The 16,468-nt window shown below is 33.4% G+C and carries 10 protein-coding genes, 2 pseudogenes and 1 riboswitch; of the genes and pseudogenes, 10 read left to right on the top strand and 2 right to left on the bottom strand.

Annotated features, from left to right (window positions below; translation table 11 throughout):
* The first annotated feature begins 41 nt into the window (after positions 1 to 41).
* From VSF34_RS06120 to VSF34_RS06085, 8 genes and pseudogenes are all read left to right on the top strand, one after another.
* Positions 42 to 383: a cysteine desulfurase gene (locus VSF34_RS06120; RefSeq protein ID WP_326716472.1), complete on the top strand. Its 342-nt coding sequence runs from the start codon at positions 42 to 44 to the stop codon at positions 381 to 383.
* Positions 384 to 537: 154 nt separating this feature from the next.
* The gene (mnmA, locus tag VSF34_RS06115) at positions 538 to 1,665 is read left to right on the top strand and encodes a tRNA 2-thiouridine(34) synthase MnmA (protein ID WP_326718039.1); all 1,128 of its coding nucleotides are present in this window, start codon (positions 538 to 540) and stop codon (positions 1,663 to 1,665) included.
* A 55-nt stretch (positions 1,666 to 1,720) separates the two neighbouring features.
* A riboswitch (M-box (ykoK) riboswitch) is annotated at positions 1,721 to 1,891 on the top strand.
* A 309-nt stretch (positions 1,892 to 2,200) separates the two neighbouring features.
* The gene (gene mgtA, locus VSF34_RS06110; RefSeq protein ID WP_326716471.1) at positions 2,201 to 4,843 is read left to right on the top strand and encodes a magnesium-translocating P-type ATPase; all 2,643 of its coding nucleotides are present in this window, start codon (positions 2,201 to 2,203) and stop codon (positions 4,841 to 4,843) included.
* Positions 4,844 to 4,930: 87 nt separating this feature from the next.
* Positions 4,931 to 5,092: a hypothetical protein gene (locus VSF34_RS06105; RefSeq protein WP_326716470.1), complete on the top strand. Its 162-nt coding sequence runs from the start codon at positions 4,931 to 4,933 to the stop codon at positions 5,090 to 5,092.
* Between the two features lie 340 nt (positions 5,093 to 5,432).
* Complete coding sequence (locus VSF34_RS06100) at positions 5,433 to 5,810, top strand: DUF1033 family protein (protein ID WP_326716469.1); 378 nt, start codon at positions 5,433 to 5,435, stop codon at positions 5,808 to 5,810.
* Positions 5,740 to 7,815 carry a DNA topoisomerase 3 gene (locus VSF34_RS06095; protein WP_326716468.1) on the top strand — a complete coding sequence of 692 codons (2,076 nt, stop codon included), beginning with the start codon at positions 5,740 to 5,742 and terminating at the stop codon, positions 7,813 to 7,815. Before VSF34_RS06100 ends, VSF34_RS06095 begins: the two co-directional genes overlap by 71 nt.
* 179 nt (positions 7,816 to 7,994) lie before the next feature.
* The gene (locus tag VSF34_RS06090; RefSeq protein WP_326716467.1) at positions 7,995 to 10,340 is read left to right on the top strand and encodes a DNA translocase FtsK; all 2,346 of its coding nucleotides are present in this window, start codon (positions 7,995 to 7,997) and stop codon (positions 10,338 to 10,340) included.
* Positions 10,341 to 10,443: 103 nt separating this feature from the next.
* Positions 10,444 to 11,756: pseudogene (locus VSF34_RS06085) on the top strand (IS3 family transposase).
* Between the two features lie 107 nt (positions 11,757 to 11,863).
* Here the strand turns inward: VSF34_RS06085 and VSF34_RS06080 are convergent.
* Both VSF34_RS06080 and proC read right to left on the bottom strand, forming a co-directional pair.
* On the bottom strand, positions 11,864 to 13,963 hold the full coding sequence (locus tag VSF34_RS06080; RefSeq protein ID WP_326716466.1) for a Na+/H+ antiporter: 2,100 nt from the start codon (positions 13,961 to 13,963) through the stop codon (positions 11,864 to 11,866).
* 181 nt (positions 13,964 to 14,144) lie between these two features.
* Positions 14,145 to 14,927 carry a pyrroline-5-carboxylate reductase gene (gene proC / locus VSF34_RS06075; RefSeq protein WP_326716465.1) on the bottom strand — a complete coding sequence of 261 codons (783 nt, stop codon included), beginning with the start codon at positions 14,925 to 14,927 and terminating at the stop codon, positions 14,145 to 14,147.
* A 137-nt stretch (positions 14,928 to 15,064) separates the two neighbouring features.
* Here proC and VSF34_RS06070 point away from each other — a divergent pair.
* Positions 15,065 to 15,819: pseudogene (locus tag VSF34_RS06070) on the top strand (ABC transporter ATP-binding protein).
* On the top strand, positions 15,812 to 16,444 hold the full coding sequence (locus VSF34_RS06065) for a hypothetical protein (RefSeq protein ID WP_326716464.1): 633 nt from the start codon (positions 15,812 to 15,814) through the stop codon (positions 16,442 to 16,444). The pseudogene VSF34_RS06070 and the gene VSF34_RS06065 overlap by 8 nt, the downstream one beginning before the upstream one ends.
* Positions 16,445 to 16,468 lie beyond the last annotated feature (24 nt).

The following is a 16,468-nucleotide window of genomic DNA, read 5'->3' as shown; positions in this document are numbered from 1 at the left end:
ATTCTTTATAATAGATATATAACTTACTTAGGAGGATGATTATGTCATTTCTACAAAAAGCTACAGTGGAAGGTTGTCCACAACATTATAAGATTAATTCAAAAGCTAAAGCATATACGTTTAAAGATTATGGGTTTACTGAAACATCATCGGGGAATTTACAATTTAGCAGACCGCTTGATTTAAACCCACAAGTAAAGCAAGGTCCTAAATTTAAAATGACTGTCGCTAGAGATCTACAAACGTTAAAAATGTCAATCACGACAGCTAATGGTTTAAAAGCTATGAATATTTTTAAATCTGAAGCAAATAAAGATAAGCAAGATCAATTTTATTTTATTATGGATGATCTGATTGCTTTTGAATGTTTAGAAAAAGCTTAAAATAACTCTTAAGAATTACCTTTTGGTAGTTCTTTTTGTTTTTTAAGGATGAATTTTTTTAAAATTAGCGTTATAATGTGTGGACTGAAAAAAGATACGACCTTCAAATCGTAGTAGGTTTTCAGAATCTATAAAAGAAATGATGGTGATTAGTTTGACAGATAATAGTCAAATTAAAGTAGTAGTTGGTATGAGTGGTGGCGTTGATTCATCAGTCACAGCTCTCTTACTAAAAGAACAAGGTTATGATGTAGTGGGTGTGTTTATGAAGAATTGGGATGATACAGATGAAAATGGTGTATGTACAGCAACAGAAGATTATAAAGACGTGACAAAAGTTGCTAATCAAATCGGTATCCCTTATTATTCTGTAAACTTTGAAAAAGAATATTGGGATAGAGTGTTTCAGTATTTTTTAGATGAGTATACAAGAGGGAGAACACCTAATCCTGATGTTATGTGTAATAAAGAAATTAAATTTAAAGCCTTTTTAGATTATGCTATGCAATTAGGAGCAGATTTTGTAGCCACAGGTCACTACGCCCAAGTTATAAGAGATGAGTTTGGTGTGTCACATATGTTAAGAGGCATTGATAATAATAAAGATCAAACTTATTTTTTAAGCCAATTATCTCAAGAACAATTATCTAAAACGATGTTTCCTCTAGGTGGGATGGAGAAAAAAGAAGTGCGTGAGATTGCTGAAAAAGCAAATCTTGCTACTGCTAAAAAGAAAGATTCAACAGGTGTTTGCTTTATTGGGGAGAAAAATTTCAAGGAGTTTTTAAGTAAGTATTTACCAGCTAAACCTGGTAAAATGGTGACACTTGATGGTGATATTAAGGGAGATCATGCTGGTCTTATGTACTACACGATTGGTCAAAGGCAAGGGTTAGGAATTGGTGGTGGTCAAGGCGATTCACAAGAACCTTGGTTTGCTATTGGCAAGGACTTAACAACAAATACTCTTTATGTCGGTCAAGGATTTCATCATGAGAACTTATATTCAACTCACTTAGAAGCCAGTGAAATTCATTTTACAACGAATGATGACAAACCACGTGAGTTTACTTGCACTGCAAAATTTAGATACCGTCAACAAGATGTTGGTGTACGCGTTGTTTTAAATGAAGATGAAACAACAGGAACCGTTTATTTTGATGAACCAGTGAGAGCTATTACTCCAGGACAAGCTGTAGTGTTTTATGACGGAATGGAATGTTTAGGTGGTGGCATGATAGATGCTGCTTATTCAAATGAATTAAAAAGGCAATATATTTAACTTAAAGTGTTGTTGACAAGTTACTTTTTATAAGTTATAGTGATGTCTGTAAATAGAATAGATTAGTTAGGTGAGGCTCCTATACAAACATAGGCTACTGCCCAAAAATGTCGAGAGACGCCAATGGGTATAACAGAGATTATCGATATAAGGTTTTCTTTAACGTAGCTAAAGTAGTGATACTTTTACGTTGTATAGTGCTAAAACTCAACGATTAGATCTGATGGTTTATTTGTGATGACATAAATCCAAGTCTTTTGTTGAGGAATCAGCAAAGGACTTTTTTTGTGAATTTTGACAAAAAATTAGGATATATTGTTGTTATTAATTTGTTTTATAAATATATACAATCAAGGGAGATGGAAACACATGGACGACAGTAGTCAGAGTCGAAGTATTAAGGGCCAGTATCAGTGGAAAAGCGGTAAACATGTTTATTATTGTCTATCTGTTTCTATTAGCCAGATATGAGCATTTAAGTCGTAACCACTTATAATGACCCAAGTTGAAAAATTTAGGGAGAAGGTTACAAAAAATGAGAAAAACACAAGTAGAACGATATGAAGAGTATGCAAGAAAAAATATTGACTTTTTATCAGAGCAATACAGATCAAATTTAGAAGGTTTAACAAAAGAGCAGGCAGATAGTTTAAGAGAAGAATTTGGAGCAAACGTGATTTCACACAAGAAAAAACGTCCATTTATTTTAGAAGTATTAAAAGCGTATTTTACACCATTCACAAGTGTACTACTGGCTTTAGCTATTATTTCTTTCATTACTGATTATATGATTGTACCAGTACCAGAACGTGATTTAACAGGTGTCTTAATTATTATTTCAATGGTCATTTTAAGTGGGACTATGACTTTAGTTCAGTCAGTGAAATCAAATAATGCTGCTGAGAAGTTAAGTGATTTGGTTCAAGTTACAGCAACTGTTCTTCGGGATGGTAAAGAAATTGAATTACCAATTGAAGATATTGTTTGTGGAGATATTATCAAATTATCCGCAGGTGATATGTTACCAGCTGATGTGAGATTAATTAAAACAAAAGATTTATTTGTCTCTCAAGCTGCAATGACAGGTGAGAGTTATCCGGTTGAAAAACGTGCCGAGATAACAACTGAAGAGTATCAATCAGAAACAGATTACGAAAATATAGCTTATATGGGAAGTAACGTTGTCAGTGGTAGTGCAATCGGTATGGTTGTAGCTGTTGGTAATGATACATTATTTGGTCAAATTGCTAAAGATGTTTCAGAAGTACAAACAGTAACAAGTTTTGATGTTGGTATTTCAAAAACATCATGGTTATTAATTCGTTTCATGATGGTCATGGCACCAACTGTATTTTTAATTAATGGTTTTACAAAAGGTGATTGGTTAGAAGCGTTTCTTTTTGGTTTATCAGTAGCTGTTGGGTTAACACCAGAAATGTTACCAATGATTGTGACAACAAACCTTGTAAAAGGTGCCTCAACAATGGCTAAAAAAGGAACAATCATTAAAAACTTAAATTCTATCCAAAATTTTGGTGCTATTGATGTATTGTGTACAGATAAAACGGGAACATTAACGCAAGATAAAATTATTTTAGAATATCATTTAGATGTTGATGGAAAAGAAGATAACCGTGTACTACGTCATGCATTCTTTAATAGCTACTACCAAACTGGTTTAAAAAACTTAATGGATAAAGCGATTATTGAATCAACAGAAGAAGAATTAAATATTGATGTTAACAAATACACAAAAGTAGATGAAATTCCTTTTGATTTCCAACGCCGCCGTATGAGTGTTGTGATTGAAGATGAGTCAGGTAAAACTCAAATGATTACTAAAGGTGCCATTGAGGAAATGCTAGAAGTATCTACATATGTTGAGTATAAAGGTGAGGTTGTCCCTTTAACAGAAGGTATTAAATCAACGGTTTTAAAAACAGTTGATGAGTTAAATGAAGATGGCTTGCGTGTCATCGGAGTTTCTCAAAAAACAAATCCAAGTGTAGTTGATGAGTTTTCAGTTAAAGATGAAAGTGACATGGTATTAATTGGTTACCTAGCATTCCTTGATCCACCAAAAGAAACAACAAAAGATGCTCTAGAAGCTCTTAAAAAACATGGTGTAGGGGTTAAAGTATTAACTGGTGACAATGCTTTAGTTACTAAATCTGTTTGTAAACAAGTTGGATTAGAAAATGAAGATATCATCTCAAGTGGTGACATTGCAAAATTAAATGACGAAGGATTAAAAGAAATCGTAGAAAAATATAATATCTTTGTTAAATTAACACCATCTCAAAAAACACGTCTAGTTCGTGTACTAAGAGAAAATGGTCACACGGTTGGATTTATGGGTGATGGTATCAATGATGCCCCAGCTATGAAAGAAGCAGATGTTGGTATTTCTGTTGATACAGCCGTTGATATTGCTAAAGAGTCAGCAGATGTCATCTTACTTGAAAAAGATTTAATGGTTTTAGAGCGTGGTATTTTAGCTGGTCGTACAACGTTTGGTAACATTATGAAATATGTTAAAATGACTGCAAGTTCAAACTTTGGTAACATGTTCTCAGTTGTTGTAGCAAGTATTTTCTTACCATTCTTACCAATGCTGCCACTACAGTTACTATTCTTAAACTTAATTTATGATATTTCTTGTATGTCGATTCCGTGGGATAATATGGATCCTGAATATTTAGAAGAGCCTAAAAATTGGGATGCAACAAGTATTGGCTCATTTATGAAGTGGCTTGGACCAACAAGTTCAGTCTTTGATATTACAACGTATGCTGTTCTTTACTTTATTATTTGTCCAGCTGTTGTTGGTGGTTCATATCACACATTAAGTGTTGAACAACAAGCTATCTTTATTGGTGTTTTCCATGCAGGTTGGTTTGTAGAGTCACTATGGTCTCAAACTTTGGTTATCCATACATTAAGAACACCAAAATTACCATTTATTCAAAGTAATGCATCATTCATTTTAACAACTATTACAACACTAGGTATTGCTATTGGTACAATCTTACCTTTCACTGCATTTGGTCAAGACTTAGGCTTACTACCATTACCAGGAAGCTATTGGGGATTCTTAGCAGTAACTATTATTGCTTACTTAGTGCTTGTTATGTTTATTAAAAAAATATATGTGAAACGTTTTGGAGAATTACTATAATCAATACAAAAGAGATTAACTCACCAGGTTAGTCTCTTTTTTTTATTAGATTGATGTATAATAGTGGTTAAAGGATGGTGCTAGCTGATGACGAAATTAAACCGTAAAATTATCTCTATCATAGTTGGTGTTGTTTTTGCCTCTATTGTAGGTGGTAGTGCTTTATTTCGATTTGTTAGTGAAGGGAATGCGTGGGGAGTAGTTTTAAACAGTATATTCATGTTAGCTGTAGCCTACGTTTGGTATTAATTTGATAATCGTAACCGAGAATTCATAAAAAAGTTAAGTGATTATGTCAATCAGTATCACTTAACTTCAAAAGATTTAGGTGAGATAACGGGATTTAGCCAGTATGATTTTACACTAGATAATAAGAGACAGATGGGATTTGTATACATGTATAATAAAAAATAGGGAACAAGTTTTATTAGCATTACATGCCTATGAGGAAAATTTGAAAGAAAGATAATATGAAATAGCCTTGTTTCACAAACTAACAAAAGATAAACTAGTTAAGTCGTATTATTTGTCAATCTCTGATATTTCAAATAATCTAGACGTATGAGATTATGTGAAAGAGGCGAAAAAGATGTATCAAGTTATTCAAATATATGGAAATGATGAACCGTGGTGGTTTTTTGATGACTGGGAAAAAGACATTATAGAAGAAGCTGAGTTTGACACACTGGAAGAAGCTGAAGACTTATTTTTAGAGCTAAATAAAAAACTAGCCATTGATTTTGAGGAAACAAAATGTAAAAATCCGTATTTAGTTGCTTTTTGGAATCAGGGAGATATGATTTTTTGTGAAGACTGTGATGAAGATTTACAAGCATTTAGAGGATTAATGTTATTAAAAGACTATAAAAAACTTAATATGGAGGAAAACATAACAAATGAAGCAGTTAATTATAGCGGAAAAGCCAAGTGTTGCCAGAGATATAGCCAAAGTTCTAGGGGCAACTAATAAAACTAAAAATTATATTGAGGGAAAAAATGTGATAGTTACATGGGCATTAGGTCATTTGTTAGGACTTAAGATGCCAGAGGATTATAATTCGGCTTGGGCTCAGTGGGAGATGAACTCTCTACCAATGATTCCTAAAAAAGTAGGGATTAAACCTTTACCAAAAACACGTCCTCAACTGAAAGCCATTAGTCAACTTGCCAATCGTCAAGATGTTTCTGAGGCAGTGATAGCAACTGATGCTGGACGTGAGGGTGAACTTGTAGCAAGGTGGATTTTACAATATGTTAAATTTAAAAAACCAGTGAAACGTTTATGGATATCATCACAAACAGATAAAGCAATTAAGCAAGGATTTAATCAATTAAAACCAGCAAAAGATTATGATGATCTATATGCTTCAGCTCTAGCTCGTGCAGAGGCAGACTGGTTAGTTGGCTTAAATGTAACCCGTGCTTTGACGGTCAAATACAAAGATAGTCTGTCTGCTGGTAGAGTACAAACACCAACTCTTGCAATGGTTCGCCGCCAAGAGGAGAAAATTGAAACATTCAAACCTGAAAATTACTTCACTCTTGATTTAGAGAGTATGGGAGTTAAGGGAAGACTGCAATTAAAAAATCCAAAACAATATAAAAATAGACAAGATATTGAAAATCTTGTAACGAGTTTTAAAGGAAAACCAGTTAAGGTTACCAATATATCTGTTAAGGAAAAGAAAGAATATGCACCACTTCCATATGATTTAACCGAAATTCAGCGTGAAGCTAATGCTAGATATCAGTATTCAGCTAAAAAAACTTTATCTCTTGTTCAACGGTTATATGAGATTCATAAAATTGTTACCTATCCTAGGACAGACTCTAAGTATCTAACGACTGATATGAAACAAACTATGAGTGAGAGATTATCAGCTATGATGCAAATGGCTCCACAAATTGTGAAACCTTTAGTTAAACAAGGTGCTGTAGTAAAACAAACAAAAGTATTCCAGAATAGTAAAGTGACAGACCATCATGGTTTAATTCCGACCGAGCAAGTAGCAAGGCTTGAAAAATTAGATAATGATGAGATGCGTATCTATCAAATGATTGTTGAGCGTTTCTTAGGTTTATTTTTAAATGCCAATATCACTCGTCATGAAACGATAGAAGCTACTATCAATGATTCTACTTTTATATTTAAACACTCACGAGTACTTGAAGCTGGTTGGAAATTAAAAGATGCGTTACCAAAGAATACAATTAAAGCATCAGTAGGTGATAAGATAGAGGGACAATTTATTATTAATAAGGAAGTCACCTCACCTCAGCCGCCTTTATCAGAAAGTAGTCTATTAGGTGGTATGGAAAAACATAATTTAGGTACACCTGCAACTCGTGCTGAGATTATTGAAAAATTAATCAGCTCTGAACTTATGGAAAGACAATCTAATAAATTAAGTGTGACACCAAAGGGGAAACAATTGTTAAAACTAGTGAATCCGTCTTTAGTTACGCCAGAGCTAACCCAAGAATGGGAATTATCATTAGAGAAGATTGCTCAAGGTAAATTAAAAAGTGATACTTTTATTAAGGGAATTGAAAAAGAGACAACTCGTTTGGTTAATGAGATTAAAACTAGTGAAGATAAATATGTAGATCATGCTCTAACAAGCAAACCATGTCCAGATTGTCAATCACCATTACGTGAAAAACGTACAAGAGATGGTAAAATATATGTCTGTAGTAGTGATTCTTGTCGATACAGTAGAAGAAAAGATCCAAAAGTTTCTAATAAGCGCTGTCCGCAATGTAAGAAAAAAATGGCGATTTTAGAAAATAAAAATGGCTCATATTTCAAATGTAGCGGATGTCAGTATACAGAAAAGCTTGAAAAGGGTAAAAAAGGCAAGAAAAAAATGTCGAAGCATGAAGAAAGAAAGCTTGTGAAGAAATATAATCAAGCTGAAGAAATGGAGAGTCCTTTAGCTCTTGCTTTAAAGGCAGCTATGGAAAAAGAATAGTTATTTTCAATTTTGGCAAAAGAGGTTGACGAAAAGTTAACCTCTTTTCTTTACGTCTACATGACGATATAAATACTTTTGTGACGATAGTATAGTTAAAAAAATAATGATATGTTGTTAATCTTTATACTTCTATTTGGAGCTTAAAAATGGAGAAAAAAATTTTTTTATATAGTATAATGAATGAAGATAAATGTGGAGGTGCAGATGTGGCTAAGAAAAAGAAAAAAGCACCAACGAAAAAGCAGAAACAACAAAATGAAAAAGTGACTTATTTTATTATTGGAATAGCCTTTATAGTATTTGGCATTATTGGTGGTTTAAAATTAGGCTTTTTAGGGATGTTTATTGCAAATGTATTTCGTGCTTTAGTTGGTAATACGTATCTTATTATGTCAATCTTTTTAGTATTGTATGGTGTGTTAATACTTCTAATGGGGAAAGACCCAAAATTTAAGCGAAAGTCTATTATGGTTGGACTATTTGTTTTTTATTTTAGCTTTTTACTATTTATTGAGATTGGACTTTTTAAACAAATTAGTCGTAGTACAAATATATTAGGTTTAACTTGGGAAAAAATTGTTAGTGATGTGAGAGTGAATAATATTACCCAGTCAGTAGGTGGTGGGATGATAGGTGCTCTTTTATATACGGTAACTTACTTTCTAGTTTCAAAATTAGGCTCTTATGTTATCTCTTTTTTAGGTATGACTATTGGGGTTCTATTAGTTGCAAATGTTGGTATTACTGATGTTATGAATAAATTTTCAGAATGGGGTAGTTCTTTATTTACAACCATTGATAAAAAGAAACAAGAGGTCTCTGAAGAAAAAAAAAAGAAGTCAAAACTGAAAGAGAAGAAGAAACTTACTGAAAATAATAAAGTATCTAAAGTACCTCAAGTAGTGGTGGAAGAAGAAGGGATAGTTATCCAAGAAGAGTCTGGTCAAACTGTACTGGAGATTGATAATTATCAAGATCAATACAAGCAAAAAGAGCAAGCTACGATAGAACGGCCTCAAAAAGAAGTTAATGAGATGACTGACGAGCAGCCTATGTTTTTAGATTTACCAGACGAGGAAAACCTAAATTATGAATTGCCACCTGTTGAATTACTTAGTGCCATTCCGTTAACTGATCAACAGGCTGAATATAAATTGGTAGAAAAAAATGTAGCCGTTTTGGAAAAAACATTTAACAGTTTTGGTGTAGATGCCAAAGTTGTCAGAGCAAGTTTAGGTCCATCTGTGACAAGATTTGAAATTCAACCTGCAATTGGTGTCAAGGTAAGTAAGGTTGTCAGTCTGACAGATGATTTAGCTTTAGCTTTAGCAGCAAAAGATATCAGAATGGAAGCACCAATACCTGGTAAATCACTAATTGGGATAGAAGTACCTAATCAAACAACAAGTATGGTTTCCTTTAGAGATGTTGTCGAATCAGATGATAATCATGAAGAGTTACTTTTAGAAGTACCGTTAGGAAGAAGTATATCAGGAGATGTAACAGTGGCAGATTTAACTAAGATGCCTCATTTGTTGATTGCTGGTTCAACTGGTAGTGGTAAATCGGTTTGTATTAACACTATTATCTCTAGTATCTTGATGAAAGCTAAACCAAATGAAGTGAAGCTTATGATGATTGATCCAAAAATGGTAGAGCTCAATGTTTATAATGGTATTCCTCATCTACTAGCACCTGTTGTGACAAATCCAAGAAAAGCAGCTCAAGCTTTACAAAAAGTAGTTGAAGAGATGGAGAGACGTTATGAATTATTTGCTGGTTTTGGTGTAAGAAATATGACAGGTTATAATGATATGGTAAAAAAACATAACCAGCAAACAGGAGACAAAAAAGCCCCACTACCGTATATTGTGGTGATTGTAGATGAATTAGCTGATTTAATGATGGTAGCTAGTAATGAAGTGGAAGATGCTATTATTCGCCTGGCACAGATGGCAAGGGCAGCAGGCATTCATATGATTTTAGCTACACAAAGGCCTAGTGTAGATGTTATTACAGGGATAATTAAAGCAAACGTGCCATCTAGAATTGCATTTGCAGTTTCAAGTGGAATTGATTCAAGGACTATTATCGATAGCAATGGAGCTGAGAAGTTACTTGGACGAGGTGATATGTTATTTATGCCTATGGGTGAAAATAAACCTATTCGTGTCCAAGGAGCTTTTATTTCAGATGAAGAAGTGGAGCATATTGTCGAATTTGTTACCACTCAACAAGGTGCTGATTATCAAGAAGATATGATACCAACAGAAGATGTTTCAAGTGCTACTTCACAAGAGTCAACAGACGAGTATTATGAAGAGGCAAAGGCTTTGATTATTGAAATGCAGACAGCAAGTATTTCTCTTTTACAACGTCGTTTTAGAATTGGGTATAACCGTGCTGCTAGACTGATTGATGAATTAGAAGAACATGGTGTAGTAGGTGCTAGTGAGGGAAGTAAGCCTAGAAAGGTGCTTATGACCTATACTGAAGAGGCAACTACTGAAAATGATGAATAAAAAAGAGTTAACCCAATTAAAATGTACCCTATAGATTGGACACGAAAAAAAGCGTGCCTTCTATGGGGTATTTTATATGATAAATAAAAAGGACGTGACTAAAATGGGTATTAATAAATTTACCACTGAAGAAATTGAAGAGTTAAAACAAAATCCATATGTCAAACGAGTGAGCAGTTCTTCGATAACTTACACAAAAGAATTTAAAGAATTATTTGTGCTCAAACACTCTGAAGGGCAGTTACCTCATCAAATTTTTAGTGATGCTGGATTTGATATTACTGTGTTGAAACAGCGTAGAATTAATACTGCCAGCCACAGGTGGCGCGAAAAAGCAAAACAAGGAGAAAATCTAGAAGATTTACGACTTGGCAATAGTGGTCGCCCAAGACACAAAGAGTTAACTGAAAAAGAAGAATTAAAACGCTTAAAAGCAGAAGTGGCTTATCTAAAAGCTGAAAATGATTTTTTAAAAAAGCTAGAACAAGCAGAGAGAGAGGCGATTTGGAAAGCAAACTCACGGTCCACGAAAAATTCGAAGTCATAAGAAGACTCAGAGAGAAACATCAGAAAGTAACACAGGTGAAGCACCTGTGCCAGCTAGCAGGAGTGTCTCGTTCGGGTTACTATCATTACCTCCAAACATGCTTAGAGGCCTCTATTAAAAATCACCAAGATTACTCAGACTATACCTTGATTCTAGAAGCATACCGATTCAAGAACCGAAATAAAGGTGCTCGTTTAATCAAGATGACATTAGAAAAATACTTTAATACAGTCATGAACCTAAAAAAGATTAGACGTTTAATGAAAAAATTTAATCTTGTTTGTCCTATCAGAAAAGCAAATCCTTATCGACGAATGGCAAAAACACTCGGCACTAGTAACCATCATCCAAACCATCTTAATCGCCAATTCAATCCACCAAAACCTAGAAAGATATTTTTGACAGATATCACCTATCTACATTATCAAAATAAGCATGCTTATCTTTCAACAATTAAAGATAGTTGTACAAAAGAAATTGTAGCTTATCGTGTTTCACCAAACTTAAAACTTGATTTTGTTTTAGAAACATTAGAAGATTTGACTCCGTATCTAACGAACAGAGAAGAGTCAACTGCTCTCATTCATTCTGATCAAGGATGTCACTATACATCCAATGGATTTCAATCGCGAGTGAAAGAACTAGGTTTAATTCAATCAATGTCCCGTAGGGGCAACTGCTGGGACAATGCACCGCAAGAATCCTTTTATGGTCATATGAAAGATGAACTAAATCTTGACGCCTGTGTGACTTATGATGATGTTGTCACAGAAGTAGACGACTACATGGATTACTACAATCATTACCGTGGTCAGTGGACACTAAACAGAATGACGCCGCAGAGCTACTATGAATCGTTATGCACATAAAAAAGATGACTTCCTCTTTAGGAAATCATCTTGATGACAGACGAACTCTTTTTTATTATGTCCTTGACATAGGGTACATTTTATAAAACGGGTTAACTCTTTTTTATTTACTCTTCGCTTAAACTTCCTTGTAGGAAAGATGTCTCACTATAATTAACAGATTGCCTTAAAAGACTTGCTAAATCTGGTGAGATTCTTCCTTGTTCTAAAAGAGTCTGAATCACAGTTCTCTCCTCATCTAAAGCACGTAAGAAGTAATCTTGATAAAGTGTTTGATATTGATCTTCTTGTCGTAATCGGTAGTTTTTAATTCGATTAATTTTACTTTCATATTCCATGATGATTTGATTTATAATATTACTTTTTAAAATGAAGTAACGATCATTTTGATCAAGATCATCTTTTAACTCTTTTAAGACTCTCACTGCATATTTTGAACTGTCTGTTTCAAGTGTGGTAATATTTTTGACAGCATCATCTGAGTGCTTTTGTTTTTTCAGGAAAGTTTGAAACACAAGCCGTTTGGTTTTTCTTCTAGTTCGGTACATATATTGTCTAAACAAAATTTTAAAATTAGTTGAGTGAGCTCGCATTTTATAATCAAGCATCTCAAGATAATTTTTAGTTAATTGTTTTGGTAAGTTATTAGCTTCAATAACCTCAATAGCTCCTTTTTTTTCACTTTCAACCGCAATTTTACGATATTGAGTTTCTAAATCATGATAAAACTCATTAGAAGTTGAATCATCATCTAAATAAAGGAAGCGAAGTTGTTTATCAAAGTCTCGAAGTAGGTCGTTAACAACCACGCGATTGTCACTATCTTGCTCAGATCTAAGCATACTAATCACTTTTTTAGTCATTAACTTACGAGCTTCTACTTCAGGAAGCGCTGAGTTATCATCTTCTTTGTGTTGAATTTCTTGAAACACATCATCCCCTGTTAAAATAATACGTTTCTTTTGTTTTGTAAAGAAGGGAATAGTCACAACAGCAACTAGTAAACTCATTAAAATAACACCACTGGCTAGGAAAATAATCAAATAGCGTTCTTGGAAAATTTCGCCATCTGGTAAAAAGAAAGGAATAGACAACACCATTGCCATCGTAACGGCACCCCTAACACCAGTTAATCCAGTTAAGACAGCTGTTGAAAATTTAGGTTTTGTTTCTTTAGATTTTGATGTACGAATGTGGTCATACCACATGTACGCGTAAGACCAAAGCGTACGAATTATCATTAAGATTAACCAAATAATGATAACATATAAGATTAATAACCCATTATTAATACTTGGATTGATAATAGCAGCATGCATTACAAACGGTAGAATAGCTCCTAAAACAACGAAAACAATACCGTTTAGTAAATAAATTAAAATATCCCATAATTTATTTGTAACAATTTGAATTTCAGAAAATGGTCCGCGTTTGTAAAGAGGCTCTTGTTGAATAGCAACAACACCAGCTACAACAACTGCGATAACACCAGAGGCATGAATCACCTCAGCTGCGATAAAAATAACAAATGGTGTTAGAACTTGAATTAAAGAGTGTAACACCACATCTTGTATGCCTTGTCTTAATAATGACACTTGAATTAAATAGATGACTCTTGCTAAAACAAGACCGATGACAACACCAAAGAACGTCACATATAAAAAGTCTCCAGCAGCTTGTTGTAAGGAAAAATAACCTGTTAAAAAGGCTGCTAGGGCATATTTAAAGGCAATTAATCCACTGGCATCATTAATTAAACTCTCACCACTAATTAAGCTTAGAATTTTCTTGGGTAACTTAACCTGTTCAGCAATCCCTTGTACAGCTACTGGGTCAGTTGGAGATAAAACAGCAGCTAAGGCAAAGGCAAGAGGAAGGGATACTTCTGGAATAAAGGCATTAATCAAATACCCTCCAGCAATTGTGGTGATAAAAACAAGTAAAATAGCATTAGCAAAGATAGGAACCCGAAGCTCCCATAATTCTTTCTTTGGGAAATGCTTGGCATCGCTGTATAACAACGGGGCAACCAAAAGTAACATAAACCAATCTGTTTGAAGTTCGATAGTTAGGTTTAGGGTTACTGCGGCAATAACACCAACGGCAATTTCAATTAATGCTGTTGGAATAGATACTAAATAATGACTGATAATATTAGAAATGATTACTAATAGAATTAATAAAATCGTCGCTTCTAATACGGCCATACTCCACCTCCAATTATTTTATTAATAGTGTTATTATATCAAAAAGATGTATAAATAATAGTTTTTCTGTGAGTTATTTAATAAAAATTACGAAAAACTGGAAAAATTTAAATATTCATCACTCAAAAATAAAAAGAAAACACGATTACCTAATCAAGGATTTAATAGACAGATTTTCAAATTATTCATTTGACATAATCGTGTTTATTCCTTGGATTGTTGCATAACGAAATCCTTCTTTTTCAAGGGCAACTAATCCTTTAATTGTTGTGCCACCAGGTGAAGCGACGTTATCTTTTAACTGAGCTGGATGATCTTGTGTTCTTAGTAACAACTCAGCTGTGCCTTTAATCATACTTGCAGCTACTTTATAAGCCATTTCTCTATCCATTCCATGTAGACAAGCTCCATCACCTAAAGCCTCAATAAACACATCTACAAAAGCTGGTCCACAACCTGCTAGAGTGCCAAAAATAGCAATATTATCAGGACGTACTTCCTGAACATTACCTAATAAGGATAAACTGTGATTGATTATTTCTTTTTGACTATCTGCTAGATTCTTTCCGTAAACGATTCCAGTGATTCCTTGATTGATTTGAACAGGTGTATTAGGTATAGCTTGAGCAACTGGGTGATTAGGAACTACTTGCTGTAATTCCTGTGTACTTACCCCTGCAGACACTGATACAACAGGTATTTTATTATCCATTATGAAGGGAGCCAATTCGTTTAAAACAGGTAAGATAACAGGTGTTGGTGTTGCTAGAAAAATAATATCCATTTTTTGTAAGTCTTCATACTGATTTATTAATGTAAAATCAAGTTCCTTTTGTAAATGACTAGCAGTTAAACTTTTTCCACCTTTTACTGAAATATTTTTTGCCTCTACTTGTTTAGAGTTTATCCAACCTTTAATCATGGCAGACCCCATATGACCTGCACCAATTATTCCAATTTTCATTTATATCCTCTTCTTTCTATACTTAATATCATTATTATAGTCTAATAATTAAGATGATAATAGCTAAACTTATCGCTATTTTAGTATATCACTTTATGATATACTAATAAAAAATATGGGTTTAGGGGAGTATTAACATGGAGTTAATCATTAAAGATTTAATTAAAACATTTGATGGTAAAATGATTTTAGATCAAGCAAGTTTTACCTTTGAGAAAGGAAAAATTTACGGGTTGCTAGGCCGTAATGGGGCTGGGAAGACGACTTTATTTAATTGTATGTCAAAGGATATATCTATTGATTCTGGCGAACTAGTTTTACAAGTGGACGGTAAGTTAGAGGATTATGCTGATACTAAAGTGGGATTAGTTCAAGCAGTCCCTAATATTCCTGATTTTATGACAGGTTATGAATTTATCAAATTTTTTATTGATATGAATGGAAATAGTATGACACACGTTGAGAGTCCAGAGTATTATTTAGAAAAAATTGGAATAAAAAACAAGATCATCACCGTTTATTAAAAGATTACTCCCATGGTATGAAAAATAAAGTACAAATGATTGCTACAATTATGATTCAACCACCTATTTTGTTACTAGATGAGCCTTTAACTAGTTTTGATGTTGTGGCAGCTCATGATATCAAAGAGTTAATTCTATCTATAAAGCAAGACTCGATTGTTATTTTCTCAACACATATTCTCCAACTTGCTCAAGACCTATGTGATGAGATTGTTGTGTTACATGAAGGGGTCTTAACTGGGTATGATGCTAAAAAAATTCATTCTAACGATTTTGAAACAGAAATAGTAGCTCGTTTGTCTAGTGGAAGTGATGAACAAAAAGTCACATCACCTAGTCATGATACAGGCGGGGAAGAAGATGTTTGAATTTATAAAAAAAGGGATTAGACGATTTTGGCAATTAGAATTATATAAAGCATCCATTTTTACAAATGGTTTAATTTATTTTGCTGGGCGAATCCCTATTATTGGTCGTTTTGTTCCAACTAAGATGCTTTATCCAGAATATGGATTAAAAAGAGTGATTAGCTATATCAAAATAGCTTTGTCATTTTTGCTCAAATTATTATTGGCTTTTATACCTTTTATTTTAAGTTTTTTATGGCCCATACTACTAAGTAATATGTTTAATATTGAAGAAGCAACACCTTTTTTAATTTGGATTATCTTTTTTGTATTTATCTGGTCAAGTTTATCTATGTTCTTTGGTATGTTTGATAACAAAGAATTACAATTTATTAAAAATTTTCATGTGAGTAGAACTATGTTTTTTAAAGAACAGGCTGTTTTATCTTTATTTGGACGAACCTTACTGATTGTCCTAGGGCTCATCATGTTACTTTATTTAAGTCATAGTTCTCATCTTTTTTTAAGTTTAATTTTTGGTCTTAGTCTATATATTTTGACTAATTTTCTATTGTTATTTTTAAATGTTGTTTTAACAGTTAGGTCCCAAAAGTTCATAAAAAAATCATGGTCAGTGTCTTGTTAAGTGCCATCTTCCTTATTATAGGTC

It is taken from the genome of Vagococcus jeotgali, assembly GCF_035918315.1.
GTDB lineage: Bacteria > Bacillota > Bacilli > Lactobacillales > Vagococcaceae > Vagococcus > Vagococcus jeotgali.
Note: the sequence above shows the minus strand (reverse complement) of the source record. Positions and strands in the feature narration are given on the sequence as shown.